Raw genomic sequence first — 17,838 nt, forward strand, 5'->3', positions numbered from 1 at the left:
TTAATTGGTTGTTTCTGAATAAAAGACTTTTAATTTAGGCCTTTTGCTTAATATAGGGGATAAATTTCCATGAATTACAGTCCCTTCATGCGAGATGGCAGCGCTTAAAGGTATGATATTAGGCTCAATAGTGCTACCACCTTGATTTAACACTTCATTGTTACCAATCAACGAAACATTTTGGCTTACCGCGATTCCTAAACGATTATTCTGGATGTTTCCGGCTAAAATATCATTCAAGTGCTGCGTTAATCTGATACGGTATTTTATGTCAACACTACCATCATCATTGGTAATTCGTTCTAATCTACCTAAATGAGATAGGTTTGCAAGTAAGGGATCAGTTAATGCGTTAGTAATTACATAGTCAGATAACAAAGTGTTAGTATCATAATCGTAAATAATGATTCTTTCTGGTTCATTCTCACCTTGATCATCTACAGGAAGATTAACGTAAAAATCGATATACGCTTCATTTATTATCCATTGATTTTGTATTACATTGGTCAGTATCGGAGATTCACCATCTACATCATTTGTCGCTTGTCCAAAAAGCTCTACAACAGCAACTGAACCAGCACCTCCTTTTAGAAAAGTATTTTCTGCACCATTTAAAGGGTCATTTGAGGCGGCTATATTTGCCAAAGCTTCAGGTGTAAACTCGTTATTAATAAAACCAACTCTAGCCCCATTGAAATTAAATCTTATATCTGATTGAGGGTTTGCAATAAAATCGTCTGTTTGACCATCTTCATCAAAATCGTTTACATCAATAGAATCAGATTGAATAGTGACGATAATACTTGCCTCATTTAAGTTTAAATGAACAAGGTTACCAGCACCAGTCACTCCATTTACTTTAAAGTAAACTCCTCTAAAATAATCTCGGAATATATTATTATTCGCTAATTCAGATCTTATATCAGTAATTTCACCAGTAGCAGGATCTGTAACAAAAAATATCTCTTTCCATCTTTCAGTTTCTACGTCGCTAAAAGATCTTCTATATCTAGGTGATAAACGTTCGATAGTATCCGTAACAGACATACCATTTACAATATTATCCTCGGTAACAACTTCTTCTAAAGGACTGGGAAGGAAGTCATTGTCACTATACAATAACTCACCCAAGTTATTTTCTATTTCGTTATCAAAATTAGAATAATAAACAGCTGTTTCAGAAATGTTATCAGGATCAAAACTGTTTAGGAAATAATTGCTCCTGTAAAGTTCTATTTGAATAGATTGATTTCCATAGAGAGAATCAAGTTCATAAATAGTTTGATCAGTAGAAGATTGAGAAATAACAGTAGAAAAATAAGGTATATCTATCTTTATATCTACCAGCTCTACATTAAAACCTATATCAGGATTTTGAAACCCTAAGTTTAACTCAGAAACAAAACTATACGTAGAGTTACCATAAACTGGATCTTCATAAAACCCAAAGGGCATTGATGGAAAATTATTAGTTTGTACCGGATTAACCGGAGCGCTATAAGTCTTTACATCAAACTCAGCCTCTTTAATTATATTCTCAGGATCTTCTCCTAGAAAATTACTTCCTAGAGGAGTCAATTCATTTTCACAGGACACCACTCCTAAAATAACTGCAATTATAATCGCAGCATTACATAACATTTTTTTCATTTTTTAAGCTTCTTCTTTTTCGTTCAATACTTGATCAAGATAAAACTCTTCATATGCATCAGCAAACTCTTCTGGAGCGTAATACTTAAGAATAGGCTTATCTTCCTGCCCATCTATGTACGCATCAATTTCTGAATCCAGCTCCTCACTTCCTTTAATGATTGCGTCACTATATTTAATAGCACTCTTCATTAAGTTCACATAAGTAGGGTCTTCAAATTCAGCCAAAGCTTCTTCATCTAAAGCATCATATTGGAGTTTCTCCATCATGTCTTCATCTAACGATCCTTCAAAAGATTGATTGTAAATAGAAGTAACTATTTTACTTTCTTCAAATAATGGATCATTACCGTAATAATTTTTTAGGTAGAGCGGCAATAAACTTGCTAACCAGCCATGCACGTGAATGATGTCGGGAGCCCAATTTAATTTTTTCACTGTTTCGATAACTCCTTTGGCAAAAAAGATAGCACGTTCATCATTATCAGGAAATAGGTTTCCGTCTTCATCAGTTAAGGTTGCTTTTCTTTTAAAGTAATCTTCATTATCAATAAAGTAAACCTGCATACGCTCTTTAGGGATCGAAGCAACCTTTATTATTAATGGCATATCAAGGTCATTAATAATTAAATTCATTCCGCTAAGACGTATTACCTCGTGCAGCTGGTGTCTTCTTTCATTGATGTTACCAAATCTAGGCATGAAAATACGAATCTGTCCACCGCGATCATTCACCATCTTAGGAGAAAAATAAGACATAGAAGACGCCTCTGTCTCAGGTAAATATGGTATAACTTCAGATGATACGTATAAAACTCTTTTTTCCTTCATAAATAAATATATTGTAGCCTAACTTTAAGCAAGTTGCAAAAATAAGCATTTTCTTGCAATTTGCTTCGTAAACCTTATGTTTGTAGATCGTCTGATGTTAAATACTGTTATGATCATAACCTCCCATAATAAACTAAAAAACTATCTAGAAACCGATCTTAAAAATAGTATTAGCCTAGGTTTTGTGCCTACTATGGGAGCATTACACGATGGACACATCACTTTAATGCAAGAAGCTATTTCTCAATGTGACTTTTTGGTAGTTTCCATTTTTGTTAACCCTACTCAATTTGATAACAAAAGTGATTTACAAAAATATCCTCGCAATATTACTCAAGATGTAGAATTTATTAAACAGCACATCGACCCAAAAAAACTAGTCGTTTATGCTCCAGAAACGGACGACGTTTATGGAAACAATCCGATTGCAAAAAAATACGGTTATGATGGCCTAGAGCAAGTTATGGAAGGTGCAAATCGTTTAGGTCATTTTGATGGTGTGGGAACTATTCTAGAGTTTCTATTTACCATTATCAAACCAGATAAAGCTTTTTTTGGAGAGAAAGATTTCCAGCAATTACAAATTGTAAAGAAGCTAGTAGAAAAATTAAAACTTGATATTGAAATAGTAGGCTGTCCTATAAAACGTGAGGCTCATGGTCTTGCTATGAGTTCTAGAAACGAGCGATTAACAACTGATGGAAGAAATAAAGCAGCTCTCATTTATGAAACCTTACAAAAAGCAGCTGTATACTTTAAAGATCATAGTATTTATAAAACTCAAAAGTTTGTAGAAGAAACTTTTCTAAATTATCCTGAATTTAACTTAGAGTATTTCACCATTGCAAGTGAGGAAACCTTAAAACCAGTAAAGCGCAAATACAAAAACCATCTTTATAGAGGTTTTATCGTAGTTCATCTAGAAGGTGTGAGGCTTATTGATAATATAGCGTTGCCGCATTAATTATCTTTTAGTAAACAAAAATCAAAATATTTATTACAAATCGTATCTTTGCCGCATGTTAATCACAGTTGTAAAATCAAAGATCCACCGTGTTAAAGTAACTGGTGCAGACCTAAACTACATAGGCAGCATTACCATAGATGAAGATCTTATGGATGGTGCAAACATCGTAGAAGGCGAGAAAGTACAAATCGTTAACAATAATAACGGTAATCGTCTAGAAACGTATGCTATTCCAGGACCACGCGGCAGCGGTGAGATTACACTTAATGGCGCAGCTGCCAGAAAAGTTTCTAAGGGTGATGTTTTAATCCTTATTTGTTATGCACAAATGACGCTTCAAGAAGCTAAAGAATTTAAACCTACACTTCTTTTTCCTAACGAAGAGGACAATACATTGTCATAAACGTTGAAAAAAACATTTTTCAAGATACTGAAAATTACCCTACCATTACTTTTGGGTGTTTTTATCATTTATTACTCTTACAATCAGTTTACTGAAGATCAAATAGAAGAAATTAGATCTTACATTTTAACTGCAGATTACAAGTGGGTTTTCTTAAGTGTTTTCTTAGCTTTTTTAAGCCACCTCTCGAGAGCATGGCGATGGAATTATATGCTACAGGCAATGAGCTATAAACCGTCGTTTTTAACTAACATCATAGCTATAGGCGCTGGCTATGCTATGAATATTTTTATACCTCGCAGTGGTGAAGTTGCTCGTGCTGCTATCATCAATAGATCAGATCAAGTCCCTATGGATAAGGCTCTAGGAACAATAATCGCAGAGCGTGTTCTTGATGTAATTATGCTTTTACTCATCACAGCAACAGCTGTTTTAAGCGCTGGAAATGCTATTATTGATTTTTTCAAGAATAATTTAGATTCCGCTTTCGCGAAAGCGGATACCTCAAAACTTCTTCTCTATTTAGGAATAGTTATACTACTGGTAGTTCTACTAATTTTCATTGCAAAAAAGGTACAACTCTTAGGTAAGATCAAAGGGTTTTTACATGGTATGAAGGAAGGCTTTATGACCATCTGGACCATGAAGAAAAAATGGCTGTACTTACTTCACACTCTTTTTATTTGGGGTATGTATGTAACGATGTTTTATGTCACTATTTATGCCATTCCTGGAATTGCCAGCATGCCAGTAAGTGCGATTTTGTGTGCATTTGTTGCCGGTAGTTTTGCGGTAGCTTTTACAAACGGTGGTTTCGGCGCATATCCCTATTTCATAGCACAAGTGCTGCTCATATTTGGTATAGAAGAAACTTTGGGCTCTTCTTTTGGGTGGTTGTTATGGCTGTCTCAAACTTCATTAGTACTAGTTTATGGTCTAGTGTCATTAGTATTATTAGCACTGAGAGGTAGTCTTTCAAGGAATTAATTGTAAATTCCCGTTCCAAAAATTTGTGTGATGAAAAAAATCATAATCCTTGGACTGTTTTTACTTCTGGTTCAAATAGTCAATTCTCAAGCTTTATATCGCTCGTTTCCTAGCGATGTGCTGGGAGAGGAACGCAATGTAAAAATTTTAAAGCCTCGTAATTATTCTGAAAATCCAGAGAAAACCTATCCGCTTGTTATAGTTCTTGATGGTGATTATCTTTTTGAACCAGTCGCCGGTACGGTAGATTATTTATCCTATTGGGATCAGATGCCAGAGTCTTTTGTTCTAGGAATCAATCAGCGAGAGAGTCGTTATGACGAATCTGAAATCAATAGAGAATCTGGTTTTCCAGAGCAACAAACTTTAAGATTTATGGATTTTGTTATGGAATTAAAACAAACCATGGAAGATGAATATCGTGTGGCGCCTTTTACGGTAATCGTTGCAAAAGATATTACAGCAAACGTTGCTAGTTATTATTTAATGCGTAAAAAAATACCGGTAAATGCGCTGCTTCAAATAGATCCTGATTATTCAACTTTAATACAACAAAATCTCATCAACAAGTTGAGCCAGCTGGAAGAGTACAATTATTTTTATGTCGCCACACCAGAAAGTAACAACACGTTAAGCGAGCTTATTACTCAAGAAACAGACTCTCTATTTGCTACTAAAAAGAATCTGAATTTAAAGCACGATAAAATAGAAGACACTAACAAGTATAATGTGTCAGCACACGCTATCCCTAGAGGTTTGCAATTTATCTTTCAAGAATACTCACTTATTGAAGGAGAAAAACTACTGGAGGTAGATCTTGCCGAAGAAATGAAATATGAAGGCAAAGAGAATAAAAAAGACATGGTGCGCGTGATAGATCGTATTCTAGAAAAGTACAAAATGATTAAAGAAGTTTATGGTGTAGACATGAAATTGCGCCTGGTAGATCTAGTGACTATTGCTGAGTATGTGGAATCTAAAAAAGACTGGGATCAACTCATTGATATAGGCGTTCTTGCCCATAAGGAATATCCAGATTTACTGTACGGTCGTTATGTAGAAGGTCTAGGTTATGAAGGAATAGGTAGATATTCTAGAGCCATCAAAGCCTTTAATGCTGCATACGGACTTCAACCTGCAGTGGGAATTACAAAAGACGATGTCCTTGATAAAGTAGAATTACTACAGATAAAAGAAAAAGATTAAAATGGCCAAAATAAAAACGACTTGGTTTTGTCAGAATTGTGGAGCGCAACATTCTAAATGGCAAGGTCAGTGTTCTTCATGTAAAGAATGGAACACACTAGTAGAAGAAGTCGTACAAAAGGAAGTTAAAAAATCATGGGAAAGTGCTGTTAGTGATGTTCCGCTTTCGCGAAAGCGTGCACCACAACCACAATTAATTTCTAAAATAAACACCACCGAAAGTCCACGGTTAGATACCACAAATGCAGAATTTAACCGAGTATTAGGTGGCGGCTTAGTTCCTGGATCTATCTCTCTTTTAGGAGGTGAACCTGGTATAGGAAAATCAACATTGTTGCTACAAGTCTGTCTCAATTTACCCTATAAAACACTTTACGTATCTGGAGAAGAAAGCGCACAACAAATCAAAATGCGAGCAGATCGTATTAAAAAAGACGCGGTCAATTGCTACATTCTTACCGAGACAAAAACTCAAAACATTTTCAGGCAAATTACAGAAGTAGAGCCAGATGTATTGATCATTGATTCTATACAAACCCTACAAACTGATCATATAGAAAGCTCGCCAGGAAGCGTTTCTCAAATAAGAGAATGCACTAGTGAATTGATCAAATTTGCCAAAGAAGCTAATACACCTGTTCTCCTTATAGGTCACATTACCAAAGATGGTAACATTGCTGGACCCAAGATTCTAGAACATATGGTAGACACGGTTTTACAATTTGAAGGAGATCGCAACCATACCTATCGGATTCTAAGAGCGTTGAAAAACCGTTTCGGTAGTACGCATGAAATAGGAATTTATGAAATGCTAGGTCATGGATTAAGGGAAGTGATGAACCCTAGCGAGATATTAATTTCTCAACGTGGTGCCAACTTAAGTGGTACGGCTATAGCTGCGACTATGGAAGGTATGCGACCGTTGATGATAGAAGTTCAAGCACTTGTGAGCACGGCTGTTTATGGAACGCCTCAACGCAGTGCAACTGGTTACAATCTTAAGAGGCTTAATATGATTCTAGCAGTTCTTGAAAAAAGGGCTGGATTTAAACTAGGTCAAAAAGATGTCTTTCTCAATATTACTGGTGGAATCACCGTCGATGATCCAGCAATAGATCTTGCCGTAGTTGCTGCTATTTTATCTTCTAACTTTGATATAGAATTATCTTCTCAGCATTGTTTTAGTGCAGAGGTAGGTCTAGGAGGCGAGATACGACCTGTAAGTCGCATGGAACAACGAGTGAATGAAGTAGCAAAATTAGGTTTTGACAAAGTATTCATCGCTCCAGGAAAACAAAACTTCAAAAATCTAGGAACAGAAGTGCAAGCCTTTTCCAAAATTGAAGATTTAGTAAGATATTTGTTTTCTTAAAAGGTGAAACGAACTAGAACTAGAACTCGAACTCGAACTCGAAGTTGAAGTTGAAGTTGAATAAAACAAGCCTTGGGATAACCTGTGAGGTCTTGCCCTAAGGATAAGTTCGAAAATTAAAAAAATATAATTTTAGAAAGATCAAAACAGATTCCGCATCAAGTGCGGAATATCAAAAAATAAAAAATAATGAGAACGATAATTTTACTTTTAGTGGCTGTTTTAATCACCAGTTGTGGAGAAAAAACAGCTGAAAAACCTGAAGCAAAGCAACAAATCAAATTTGCTGAAGCCGATATTTCTAGTAATGAAATCGTACATCTTACTGATTTTGAAGACAACTATTATAATCTCGATCAGATTCTTGAAGAAAATAAAGGCAAACTCGTTTACCTTGATATATGGGCAAGCTGGTGTGGACCTTGTAAAGCTATGATGCCTTATTCTGAGAAGCTTCAAGAAAAATATAAAGGAAAGGATATCACATTCCTATTCATTTCTATAGATCAAGATACAGGTAAGTGGGAGCGATCTGCAAAACAATTTAATTTAATTGAGAACAGTTTCCTTGCTCGCAACTATCCCAAAGCAAAATTATTTCAAGACAATAACGTAAGCTCCATTCCTAGATATATGTTATTTGACAAAACTGGTCGTCTTATTGATGATAATGCAAGAAGACCAAGTGAGAAAGATCTAGAAACTACTATTGATGCATTTCTTGCGATATAGAATGTATTTCTTACACATTAAAAACCCCTTGCAACATATTTTGCAAGGGGTTTTTAGATGATATAATTTACCGCTATTTCTTGCTCTTAAAAATCCAACCTTTACGTGGAAAAATGTTTATGGAAAAACTTAAATAATCTCCAGTCCAATTGTGTTGGGTCACCGTATCTGGAGATACATCAAGATTAGTTGCTAGTACGGCTTGATCAATAATATCTACAAAATGGTAATGATAGGTCATATCTATGCGCCACATCGTATTTTTAGATTTGAGATAAAAACCCAAACCTATATTTGCTCCACCAGTTATTGGACTGTCTACCTCACTTTCAAATGATATCCTTCTAGTAATATTATTAATACCTGTACTACCACCCAAATCATCGCCTTCTGTAACGGCATAGTACATGACTTCTAAACCTACATGACCAGAAACAAAAAACCAATCGTTTACTTCTTTGATATAGGAGAGATCTACAGGTAAATGATAGCTCCAGTAAGGAGATTCTGAGCTTAAAATTGTAAGATCTGTACTACGTCCCACATCTTCTGCCAAAAAGGTTTCCGAATCTTTTCTCACCATATTGCGCACAAATAATCCTACGCTCCAGTTCCAATTTTTACGTTGACTAAAATTGTATTCTAATCCTAAAGCTGGCACCCATGTATCTTTAGCCTCAAAAAAAACACTAGAATTCCCTTCATTACTCCAATAAAGATTTTGATATTTTATTGAAAAAGAAAGCTTAGAATTATTCTCAAATAATTTTACCGCATCCTCGTTTTGAGCAATCGTATAGAAAGGGATCATGACAAGCATGATCCCTAGTAATCTTATAGTATTATGGTTCATAAGTCCAATTTACAATCCAACTGTGTTGTTTATGCTCACTTTCTAATTGCCCTAGTTCTGTTCCAATGATTGATGATAAAGGAACTCCATTTGCATTAGCCCCCAAAGATCTTGAAATTCTATGGCTAACCTCTCTTCGTCTTCTTTTTTTATGGGATGAAGATTTATCTAAAGGTTCTAAACTTCCACAACCTATGTAGATATCGTGAATCTTACCAACAATTCTTGCATATGATTTGATTCTTCTCTTTTTCCATTTTCTCTTTTTCTTATAATTTTTAGTAACCGCCTTAAAAACATAATGAAATGGTCCAGGATTACCTTTCATTTTTTGTTTGTTTTTCATTTTATAACTACCCTGAAAAAATCTCTTTACCTTATTTAAATTATAAAAACAATCTGCTTCGTCTGTTATTTCTGGATAAAACACCAAATCACCAGCCTCTTCTTCCTTCCCGCCATAAATATCAGCTAACTCTTCTCCAGAAGCACCATTATTTGCTGCTGTTAAAATATCTGTTGCATTAGCATTGTTCATATTAACCCCTATAAGGCCATCTTCCACATATTTGTAAATCATATTACAAATTATTACTTCTTGTTGTGGATTAAATACAGTCCTTTCAATTCCATCAATCAATGGAACATCGTCTGGATCATTAGCCCAGTCAAAACCAGGTTGATCAGACGTGTCTAAAAAAGCCTCTTCGGCAATTAACACATCTTTTCTCAAACTGTAAAATTCATGGCTTTGTTCAAACTCGTCTAGTGGAAGATCTGCATTAAATCCAGATGACTCTTCAAGGTCATTTAAGTCATCCTCGCTTAGATTACTATTAGGTATTACGAATGAATCCTCGTGATTTTCTACTTGTTGTTCAAGATCATCTAAAGTCTGATAAAATGAGTCCATGGATGGAAAATGGAGCATATTATTTGTACTAACCTGAGCCACTCCATTATCAAAGTAAAGTCCATAGGGTTCGAAATCACATTTAATATCACCACCACCTTCTTCAGATTTTGTGGTTAATGTTTCATTTGTCAACTCATCTTCACAACTAATTAGAGAGAGAGAGAGAGTTAGTATTCCTATTGAAAAATATTTCAATAGATGTTTTTGTTTATTCATCTTGTTAAATTTAGTAAATTAATATTTGATGATCGATCATGTTAAAGGTAATGTAAAGCAATGTTTAATTTAATGGGTATAAATACCCAAATTGTCAAACAAAGTAGTTTAAATTATAAAAATAAGATGGTTTTTTTTAAACAATCAAAATGTAAAAGTCTTGTTTATAATTAATTATAGAGTATTTTAAGCGCTATAAGAATTTTCTTGTAAATGAAACTTTAACATTTAGGTACTGCTTGCAGGTGTTATTTCATCGGTAAAAAGGCAAGTTCTTTAGAAAAAAGCCTTTAACTGCACATTGCCGGTATGGACTGTTCTTGCGGTTTCACTGCTGCGGCCGCTGTAACTAAGATTGAGATCTAGAAATTTGGTAATGTTTTTTTGATACAAAAAATTCCAAGTAAAGTTAGTTCCTGGCTGCAATCCTTCTAGCATTTGAAAACCAACTGGAGAAAAGGCTTGGCCTTCAAAATCGTTTTTTACATACTTGATCTCTCCATTTATCGCATATTTTTGTGATTTATTAAAAGCCCAAAGGATTCCAATGTTTTGCTGGCTTAAAGTAGCAATTTCATTAAGCTGATTCTCCTTGTTTTGATATTCGTAAAACAATTCTAGTCTATTGCTATTATCAAAAAGATAAGAGATTTGAGGCCTTAAAAGAAGGTCTTCTATTTCAAAATTACGATTGGTAAAATTTTCACTTGTACTTGCATTGAGACCAGTCTGGGCGTTCATAGTAACCAGCCAGGTATCTCTTATTTTATGTAAAAATCGCAACTGATGACTTTTTATTTCGTTAGAAATACTTCCTATACTTTGTAGATTTTCATTTGCAGTACTGAGATAGGTATAATTAGTTGTGAAAAATTGCTTGCCTCGGTTAAAGAATAAACTGTTTCTAAAACTTGAGTTTAATCCTAATTGATTATCACTACTTGCAAATGGATTGATACTAAAGTTCTCTCCTTCTCGCTCTACCATCCTGTCGATTAAATAACTCGTCTGGTTATAAAACTTAGAAAGTACTTTTTTATAACCAGTTTCTTTAGACCAAGAAATGGGGTTGAGTGTCAGCGTTTGAGAAAACTTATTTTGGTGGGTAGGCAGGAAAACTTGATTAGGCAATAAGATCCTCACAAAACTCGCTTGATCCTGAAATTGTGCCACTTCAAATTCGTTGAGATCCTGAATCCCATCATCATTATAATCAATCCATGTAAATGTTCCCTGACCTGGATTAACCGCCACATAAGTAAAATCCTGTCTAGGAATACGAGCACTATTAGTTTCATAAGTGGTATTCCATAAAATTTTACCTCCGTAAATTTTACGCTTGTATTGAATCCTAGAGTTAAAAGAAACTTCATCTTCAAAGCCTTCTAACTCGCTTTTTAGCTTTCTATAGTTAGCATAAACACGCAAATTACTCACCTTATTTTTAATGGGTTGTGACCTGATGTAGTAATTATTTGAAGAATTTACACGCACAAGATCTCCATCTCGCAAGCTATCATTCACTCGATGTCTATAACCCAACTCCACAAAAGTCGTGGTTGTATCACCTCGACCAGCATATACTTCATAACTAGCAAACTTTTGGGACAATCCTGTAAATTCGTCGGTAGCGGTGATTTTTTGCTGGTTGTTCTCACTTTCTATTCTCGCGCCAGTGTAATATTTATTTATTTTTCTAAGCACATCGGCATTTAACCTACTGAAATCTGATTCTTGATCTAAGGATTTCGTGGTTAGTACGCTTCCGCGAAAGCGAGCCTGCCATAAACTATCTTGATAAATTCCTGCCAATACATGTCTATTACCTCTGTAGAAATCGGTGAACTCTAAATGTTCAAAATTGTACGAAGTAGTAAGTGTGGAGTCTTTTACATAATTAAGTCCTAAAGTGGTGAATAACTGGCTGCCTTGAGTGGTGTCAATATTCCAATCTCGATTAAATTCTATGTTATACACACGTTCTACATTCCTGAAGTCTTCTTGAATGTAATCCATATTTACGGTCGCATTTAAGGATTGAAGTGTATCTTTTTTAAGCAACTCTTGTTGTACGGCAAGTTTTACAGCGACGCCTTTGTTGTCATCGTCATCGATACTAGAAAACTTATTTAAATCCTTATTACTGGCAGCAAGCTCTGTATTAATAGTAGTTGTAGTAGTAGGTTGATAACTGGCTTTGAGTCCTGCTATCGTAAGAATTTCTGGGGTAAACAATTGTATTACTGGATCATAACTTCCTTTCGGGACGCCATTTATAGGAGCCACGTACTCGTAAATATTAGAAATAGCCTGATCGTTTACTAATCGGTAATTTCCTTGATTAGCGCCTAGAAACGAAAACCTAACATTAAAAAGCTGCGCGGTTCTATCTTGTGAAAACACAAAAACTTCTTCGCCATTAATAATTTCCCTTTCGTATAATATTTGGTTTTCTGAAAACTCGCTAGGGACAGCGCTAGGAGCAATCGCTTGATCAAGATCATCTCCTGCATCTACTAGAATTGCTACCTGATCTTCATTTAAATTTTGTTGTAGCGGCTGGTTTTTGGCATCGGTCTCTGTATAAATATAAGAATCAACTTTTATTTTTTTAGATTCAAAACCGCCAGTCCCATAACCGATGAATCTGGTAAAATTACGCTCGCTGTATTGATATTCAATAGAAATACGCATCTCACTAGTTATAGGAAAAGTAGGCGTAAAACGAACCTCACCAGCATTATAATCAATAACATAATCTTGATTCTCACCACGTCTTAAAGGAACACCATTTACATAAACGCGCTCACTTCCAGAAACTATCAGAATGAACAACTCACCATTCTGCCCGGTTAATTTATACGGTCCTTGATTGCCTTCTATACCTGTAAACCTACTTATATTAAAGGTTCCTCTTACTAGAGCGCCTGCTGCACCGGCATATCCTGAAGAGTCACCACCATCAAATCGTACTGCACCTGATATTCCTTGAACACGTTTTGTAAAATTATTGAACTGATAATCATTTTGTGTTAAATCTACATCTCCAGCTCGTATGTTCCAGTCATCGCTAAAAAGCTCAATGAATATTTGATCAAATTCATCTAGTCTTTGCGAGTAACCATTTTGAGTTTGTGGGACGTTTGCATCTTGAATAGAAGCACGTAAAGAAACACGATCACTAAGTTTACCAGTGATTCTCAGGTCCAGTTCTGAGTCTACCACGCTATTTTGATTGTTTCCTACTCGAGCGCCTCGAGTAATACTACCAGAAGTTTGTAAACCATCAAATGGAACAAATGTATTTACGGTGGTAGGCTTTTGTAAAATGACTAGTTGCTCTTGGCGGCTATTATTATCTAAAATAATATCAGGATCATAAAGCCTATAGGTTTTGGTAAGAAAATCTGGAAGTGGCAAGTAAGTAACATCTATCGAGTCGGTAACAATGTTAGTATTACTGTTGAGTATCAAGAGTGCTTTAGAATAATCGATACGATACTGCGTGCTATCAATAGGCATCCCTATTTTATCCTGAATCTTAAAGTAAAACGGATTGATACTAACCGAATCCACCATTATAGAATCTCTAACTGCGACTCGTTTTTTTTTCAAGTTGCTGTATTCTTGCGCTTCAGCTATATAGCAGCACGACACTAGAATAAAAAACAACTTCCATTTCATATTTATCTTAAACAGATGGTTTCCAAAAATATTTTAAATAAACAGCTATCAATGATTAAATAACGATTTATTCCACAAAAAAACCTATCTAGTTAGACCAGATAGGTTTTTATAGTTTACCAGATGAATTAAACTTAGTCCTTTATGGGCTTCATTTTGAACGTGTCCATAAAAGCAGTCGTATAATTACCTTCTACATAAGCTGGCTCTTCCATAAGTTGTCTATGGAAAGGAATTGTCGTTTTAATACCTTCAATGACAAATTCATCTAAAGCTCTTTTCATTTTATCGATTGCCTCCTGACGTGTTCTCGCTGTAGTAATCAACTTTGCGATCATAGAGTCATAATTAGGCGGGATAGAGTATCCTGCATAAACATGAGTGTCTAAACGCACTCCATGACCACCTGGTGCATGAAGTGTCGTGATCTTCCCTGGAGAAGGACGGAAATCGTGGTAAGGATCTTCTGCATTAATTCTGCATTCAATGGAATGCAACGCTGGTTCATAATTCTTACCAGATATTTTTACTCCAGCAGCAACAAGAATCTGTTCTCTTATTAAGTCAAAATCAATCACCTGCTCCGTAATAGGGTGCTCTACTTGAATACGAGTATTCATTTCCATAAAATAGAAATTGCGGTGTTTATCTACTAGAAACTCTACCGTTCCTGCACCTTCGTAGGCAATGTATTCTGCAGCTTTAACGGCTGCCTCTCCCATTTCTTTACGTAATTTCTTTGTCATAAAAGGAGAAGGTACCTCTTCAGTAAGTTTCTGGTGACGTCGTTGTACAGAACAGTCGCGTTCACTTAAATGACAAGCTTTACCGTAACTATCTCCTACAATCTGAATCTCTATGTGGCGTGGCTCTTCAATAAGCTTCTCCATGTACATGTCGTCGTTTCCGAAGGCTGCTTTAGACTCGTTACGGGCACTTTCCCATGCTCCTTGAAGATCTTCTTCTTTCCAGACAGCTCTCATTCCTTTTCCTCCACCACCGGCAGTAGCTTTAAGCATTACAGGATAACCGGTAGCAAGTGCCGTTTTCTTACAATCTTCAAAATCTTCAAGAATACCTTCTGATCCTGGTACACAAGGAACGCCAGCGGCTTTCATAGTAGCTTTGGCAGTTGCTTTATCTCCCATTTTTGAGATCATCTCTGCACTCGCGCCTATAAATTTTATTTGATGTTCTTCACAAATGCGTGAAAAATCTGCATTTTCAGATAGGAATCCATAACCAGGATGGATCGCATCTGCATTAGTAATCTCTGCAGCGCTGATGATATTGGACATCTTTAAGTAAGATAAATTACTAGGTGGTGGCCCTATACAAACTGCTTCATCGGCAAATTTTACGTGAAGACTGTCTGCATCGGCAGTAGAATATACCGCTACAGTTTTGATTCCCATCTCCTTACAAGTTCGTATTACCCTTAAGGCTATTTCGCCACGATTTGCTATCAATATTTTTTTAAACATGATGTTTCTTTTAAGTTACGTCGCAATGCGATACAATTTTTGTATTTCAATTGTTTATAAAGTTCCGCTTTCGCGAAAGCGAGATCAACACAAACTATATTGCAACATTTAAGACACAAAAAATCCTTCTATTATTTAAGAAGGATCTACTAAAAATAATGGCTGATCAAATTCTACTGGTGAAGAATCGTCTATAAGCACTTTTACAATGGTACCAGAAACCTCGCTCTCAATCTCGTTGAAAAGTTTCATTGCTTCAATGATACATAATGTGTCTCCTTCTTTAATACTATCACCTACCTCAACAAATGCTGGCTTCTCTGGAGATGCCTTTCTATAAAAAGTACCGATTATAGGTGACTTTACTGTAACATACTTATCGTTACTTGCTGCTGGAGCTGCTGGAGCCTCAGAAGGTGCTGGAGCTACCGGTGCCGGAGCAGGCGCTTGTGGAGCAGGTGCCATTTGCTGTTGCATAGGTGCTGGTTGAGAAACGTAAGTAATGTCACCAGATTCACTTCCTGTTCTAATGGTGATTTTTATATCATCCATTTCTAATTTTACCTCACTTGCTCCAGATTTTGCAACAAATTTGATTAAATTTTGTATTTCTTTAATGTCCATAAATTAAGGGTGGTTATTAAGTTTAACTATCGTATGCCCAAGATAACAAAATCGATCCCCATGTAAAGCCACCTCCAAAAGCAGCAAATACAAGTTGATCTCCTTTTTTCAATTGAGTCTCATATTCTTTTAATAATAATGGTAAAGTTGCACTAGTGGTATTTCCATACTTCTGGATATTCATCATCACTTTCTCTTCCGGAAGATTAACTCTTCTTGCAGTCGCGTCTATAATACGCTTGTTTGCTTGATGAGGGACTAACCAACTAATATCTTCATTTGTAAGATTGTTACGTTTTACAATTTGTTCCGAAACATCAGCCATATTAGACACAGCATATTTAAAGACGTTCTTACCGTCTTGAAAAACATAATGTTGTTTCTTATCTACTGTTTCATGTGATGCTGGCAATAACGAGCCTCCAGCTTCTATTTTCAGAAAATTACGTCCAATACCGTCGGTACGTAGAATTTCGTCTTCAAATCCGTAGCCTTCATGGTTAGGTTCAAAAAGTACTGCTCCACCTCCATCTCCAAAGATGATGCATGTAGTGCGGTCTTCATAATCAATTATAGAAGACATTTTATCTGCTCCTATTAATAAAACTTTTTTATAACGACCAGATTCAATATAACTACTGGCTGTACTCATCCCGTAAAGAAAACCAGAGCAAGCGGCCATTAAGTCATAAGAAAAGGCATTTGTTGCGCCTATTTGAGAAGCAACATAGGCTGCAGTAGAAGCAACTGGCATATCTGGAGTTACTGTAGCGACAAGAACCAAGTCAATGGTTTTAGGGTCTAAACTGGCACTAGAAATTAGATCTTCAGCAGCTTTAATAGCTAGATAAGAAGCTCCTTTGTCCTTATCTTTAAGTATGCGTCGCTCCTTAATCCCGGTGCGAGAAAAGATCCATTCATCGTTTGTATCGACCATGGTTTCTAAAATAGCATTTGTAAGCTTATACTCTGGAGTATAGGCACCAACTGCCGTTATCGCCGCTTTGATATTACTCATACTGGTGATTCTATTGAATTATTTAGAGCGGTGAAAGCTACTAAAAAAGCTCTAGAAACAACAAAAAATGACACATTTTTAATAAAAACGTGTCATTTTTTGTGATTTCATATTGAAAACCAAAGTTTTCTAAGAAAAATACAACTATTAATTAAGCTTCTGCTACTTCAGTTTTATCGATAAGTACATTACCTCTGTAGTATAATTTACCTTCGTGCCAGTGAGCTCTGTGATAAAGGTGAGCTTCACCAGTTGTTGAATCTGTAGCAATTTGAGGAACTGAAGCTTTGTAGTGAGTTCTTCTTTTGTCTCTTCTCGTTTTCGAGATTTTTCTCTTAGGATGCGCCATGGCTATAAGTTATTATCCGTTTTTAATTTCTTTAATGCTTCCCATCTGGGATCTATTTCTTTATTTTTATTCTCTTCTGGATCTGAAACACTTAATTCTTCTAGTTTTTCTAAGACGTCTGACTCTAATGAGCCGTCCTCAACACCTGGATGAACTCTCTTTTGAGGAATGGAGAGCACGATCATTTCATACACATATTGAGCTATGTTAAACTCATAATCGCCGTGTGATAAAATTAATAACTCTTCATTATCATCATTAAAAGCTTCTCCAAATTTAATCACCAAATCCATCGAAGCATTAATCTCAAGATCAAAAGGCTCATTAGTAACATCACAATTGACATTTACAGAACCTTGAGCTTCTAATAAAAGATCCATGATGGTATTTCTTTTATCTAATTGCGCTTCAACAGTAATTGATGAACTGTTAAATTCTTCAAATCCAAAATTTTCAAAAAACGTATTATCGACCTCGTACTTAAACTGGTGTTTACCTTGCTTTAATCCGGCAAAGGATATCATAAAAGCTTTGAGTTCCATAATC

General features: G+C 35.7%; 16 protein-coding genes. 6 read left to right on the forward strand and 10 right to left on the reverse strand.

The genetic code is table 11. The annotated features are described in order from the left end of the window. Complete coding sequence (locus DDD_RS05725) at positions 1-1,650, reverse strand: DUF4270 domain-containing protein (RefSeq protein ID WP_041566966.1); 1,650 nt, start codon at positions 1,648-1,650, stop codon at positions 1-3. A 3-nt stretch (positions 1,651-1,653) separates the two neighbouring features. Beyond that, positions 1,654-2,481: a glycogen/starch synthase gene (locus DDD_RS05730; RefSeq protein WP_041566967.1), complete on the reverse strand. Its 828-nt coding sequence runs from the start codon at positions 2,479-2,481 to the stop codon at positions 1,654-1,656. Positions 2,482-2,590: 109 nt separating this feature from the next. Between DDD_RS05730 and panC the strand changes: the two genes are divergently transcribed. The 6 genes from panC (at position 2,591) to DDD_RS05760 (ending at position 8,148) form a co-directional block, all read left to right on the forward strand. Continuing rightward, positions 2,591-3,445, forward strand: coding sequence for a pantoate--beta-alanine ligase (gene panC / locus DDD_RS05735; RefSeq protein WP_015361839.1), 855 nt, complete (start codon positions 2,591-2,593; stop codon positions 3,443-3,445). A 55-nt stretch (positions 3,446-3,500) separates the two neighbouring features. Then, a complete protein-coding gene (gene panD / locus DDD_RS05740) occupies positions 3,501-3,851 on the forward strand; it encodes an aspartate 1-decarboxylase (RefSeq protein WP_015361840.1) in 351 nt (116 codons plus the stop codon). A 3-nt stretch (positions 3,852-3,854) separates the two neighbouring features. Beyond that, positions 3,855-4,838 carry a lysylphosphatidylglycerol synthase transmembrane domain-containing protein gene (locus DDD_RS05745; protein ID WP_041566968.1) on the forward strand — a complete coding sequence of 328 codons (984 nt, stop codon included), beginning with the start codon at positions 3,855-3,857 and terminating at the stop codon, positions 4,836-4,838. 30 nt (positions 4,839-4,868) lie between these two features. Further along, positions 4,869-6,044, forward strand: coding sequence for an alpha/beta hydrolase (locus DDD_RS05750; protein ID WP_015361842.1), 1,176 nt, complete (start codon positions 4,869-4,871; stop codon positions 6,042-6,044). 1 nt (position 6,045) lies between these two features. Then, the gene (radA, locus tag DDD_RS05755; protein ID WP_015361843.1) at positions 6,046-7,416 is read left to right on the forward strand and encodes a DNA repair protein RadA; all 1,371 of its coding nucleotides are present in this window, start codon (positions 6,046-6,048) and stop codon (positions 7,414-7,416) included. Between the two features lie 189 nt (positions 7,417-7,605). Continuing rightward, positions 7,606-8,148, forward strand: coding sequence for a TlpA family protein disulfide reductase (locus tag DDD_RS05760; RefSeq protein WP_015361844.1), 543 nt, complete (start codon positions 7,606-7,608; stop codon positions 8,146-8,148). A gap of 73 nt (positions 8,149-8,221) precedes the next feature. Here DDD_RS05760 and DDD_RS05765 read toward each other — a convergent pair whose 3' ends face one another. The 8 genes from DDD_RS05765 to DDD_RS05800 form a co-directional block, all read right to left on the reverse strand. Then, a complete protein-coding gene (locus tag DDD_RS05765) occupies positions 8,222-9,001 on the reverse strand; it encodes a hypothetical protein (RefSeq protein WP_041566969.1) in 780 nt (259 codons plus the stop codon). Further along, positions 8,991-10,133, reverse strand: a complete 1,143-nt coding sequence (locus DDD_RS05770; RefSeq protein ID WP_041566970.1) for a hypothetical protein — start codon at positions 10,131-10,133, stop codon at positions 8,991-8,993. Before DDD_RS05770 ends, DDD_RS05765 begins: the two co-directional genes overlap by 11 nt. A 276-nt stretch (positions 10,134-10,409) precedes the next feature. Beyond that, the gene (locus DDD_RS05775) at positions 10,410-13,748 is read right to left on the reverse strand and encodes a hypothetical protein (RefSeq protein ID WP_322785952.1); all 3,339 of its coding nucleotides are present in this window, start codon (positions 13,746-13,748) and stop codon (positions 10,410-10,412) included. Positions 13,749-13,951: 203 nt separating this feature from the next. Further along, positions 13,952-15,301 (reverse strand): acetyl-CoA carboxylase biotin carboxylase subunit, encoded by a 1,350-nt coding sequence (accC, locus tag DDD_RS05780; RefSeq protein WP_015361848.1) that lies wholly within the window; start codon positions 15,299-15,301, stop codon positions 13,952-13,954. Between the two features lie 135 nt (positions 15,302-15,436). After that, on the reverse strand, positions 15,437-15,925 hold the full coding sequence (accB, locus tag DDD_RS05785) for an acetyl-CoA carboxylase biotin carboxyl carrier protein (RefSeq protein ID WP_015361850.1): 489 nt from the start codon (positions 15,923-15,925) through the stop codon (positions 15,437-15,439). A gap of 22 nt (positions 15,926-15,947) precedes the next feature. Further along, complete coding sequence (locus tag DDD_RS05790) at positions 15,948-16,943, reverse strand: beta-ketoacyl-ACP synthase III (RefSeq protein ID WP_015361851.1); 996 nt, start codon at positions 16,941-16,943, stop codon at positions 15,948-15,950. A gap of 151 nt (positions 16,944-17,094) precedes the next feature. Continuing rightward, on the reverse strand, positions 17,095-17,292 hold the full coding sequence (gene rpmF, locus DDD_RS05795; protein WP_015361852.1) for a 50S ribosomal protein L32: 198 nt from the start codon (positions 17,290-17,292) through the stop codon (positions 17,095-17,097). 2 nt (positions 17,293-17,294) lie between these two features. Further along, the gene (locus DDD_RS05800; protein ID WP_041566972.1) at positions 17,295-17,834 is read right to left on the reverse strand and encodes a YceD family protein; all 540 of its coding nucleotides are present in this window, start codon (positions 17,832-17,834) and stop codon (positions 17,295-17,297) included. Between the last annotated feature and the right edge of the window lie 4 nt (positions 17,835-17,838).

The organism is Nonlabens dokdonensis DSW-6 (assembly GCF_000332115.1).
Lineage (GTDB): Bacteria > Bacteroidota > Bacteroidia > Flavobacteriales > Flavobacteriaceae > Nonlabens > Nonlabens dokdonensis.

Excerpts from the sequence above, each read along its gene's own strand:
- DDD_RS05725 (WP_041566966.1), bottom strand. The coding sequence starts at position 1,650 with ATGAAAAAAATGTTATGTAATGCTGCGATTATAATTGCAGTTATTTTA.
- accB (WP_015361850.1), bottom strand. The coding sequence starts at position 15,925 with ATGGACATTAAAGAAATACAAAATTTAATCAAATTTGTTGCAAAATCT.
- panD (WP_015361840.1), top strand. The coding sequence starts at position 3,501 with ATGTTAATCACAGTTGTAAAATCAAAGATCCACCGTGTTAAAGTAACT.
- panC (WP_015361839.1), top strand. The coding sequence starts at position 2,591 with ATGATCATAACCTCCCATAATAAACTAAAAAACTATCTAGAAACCGAT.
- DDD_RS05765 (WP_041566969.1), bottom strand. The coding sequence starts at position 9,001 with ATGAACCATAATACTATAAGATTACTAGGGATCATGCTTGTCATGATC.
- DDD_RS05750 (WP_015361842.1), top strand. The coding sequence starts at position 4,869 with ATGAAAAAAATCATAATCCTTGGACTGTTTTTACTTCTGGTTCAAATA.
- radA (WP_015361843.1), top strand. The coding sequence starts at position 6,046 with ATGGCCAAAATAAAAACGACTTGGTTTTGTCAGAATTGTGGAGCGCAA.
- accC (WP_015361848.1), bottom strand. The coding sequence starts at position 15,301 with ATGTTTAAAAAAATATTGATAGCAAATCGTGGCGAAATAGCCTTAAGG.
- DDD_RS05770 (WP_041566970.1), bottom strand. The coding sequence starts at position 10,133 with ATGAATAAACAAAAACATCTATTGAAATATTTTTCAATAGGAATACTA.
- DDD_RS05800 (WP_041566972.1), bottom strand. The coding sequence starts at position 17,834 with ATGGAACTCAAAGCTTTTATGATATCCTTTGCCGGATTAAAGCAAGGT.
- DDD_RS05760 (WP_015361844.1), top strand. The coding sequence starts at position 7,606 with ATGAGAACGATAATTTTACTTTTAGTGGCTGTTTTAATCACCAGTTGT.
- rpmF (WP_015361852.1), bottom strand. The coding sequence starts at position 17,292 with ATGGCGCATCCTAAGAGAAAAATCTCGAAAACGAGAAGAGACAAAAGA.
- DDD_RS05730 (WP_041566967.1), bottom strand. The coding sequence starts at position 2,481 with ATGAAGGAAAAAAGAGTTTTATACGTATCATCTGAAGTTATACCATAT.
- DDD_RS05790 (WP_015361851.1), bottom strand. The coding sequence starts at position 16,943 with ATGAGTAATATCAAAGCGGCGATAACGGCAGTTGGTGCCTATACTCCA.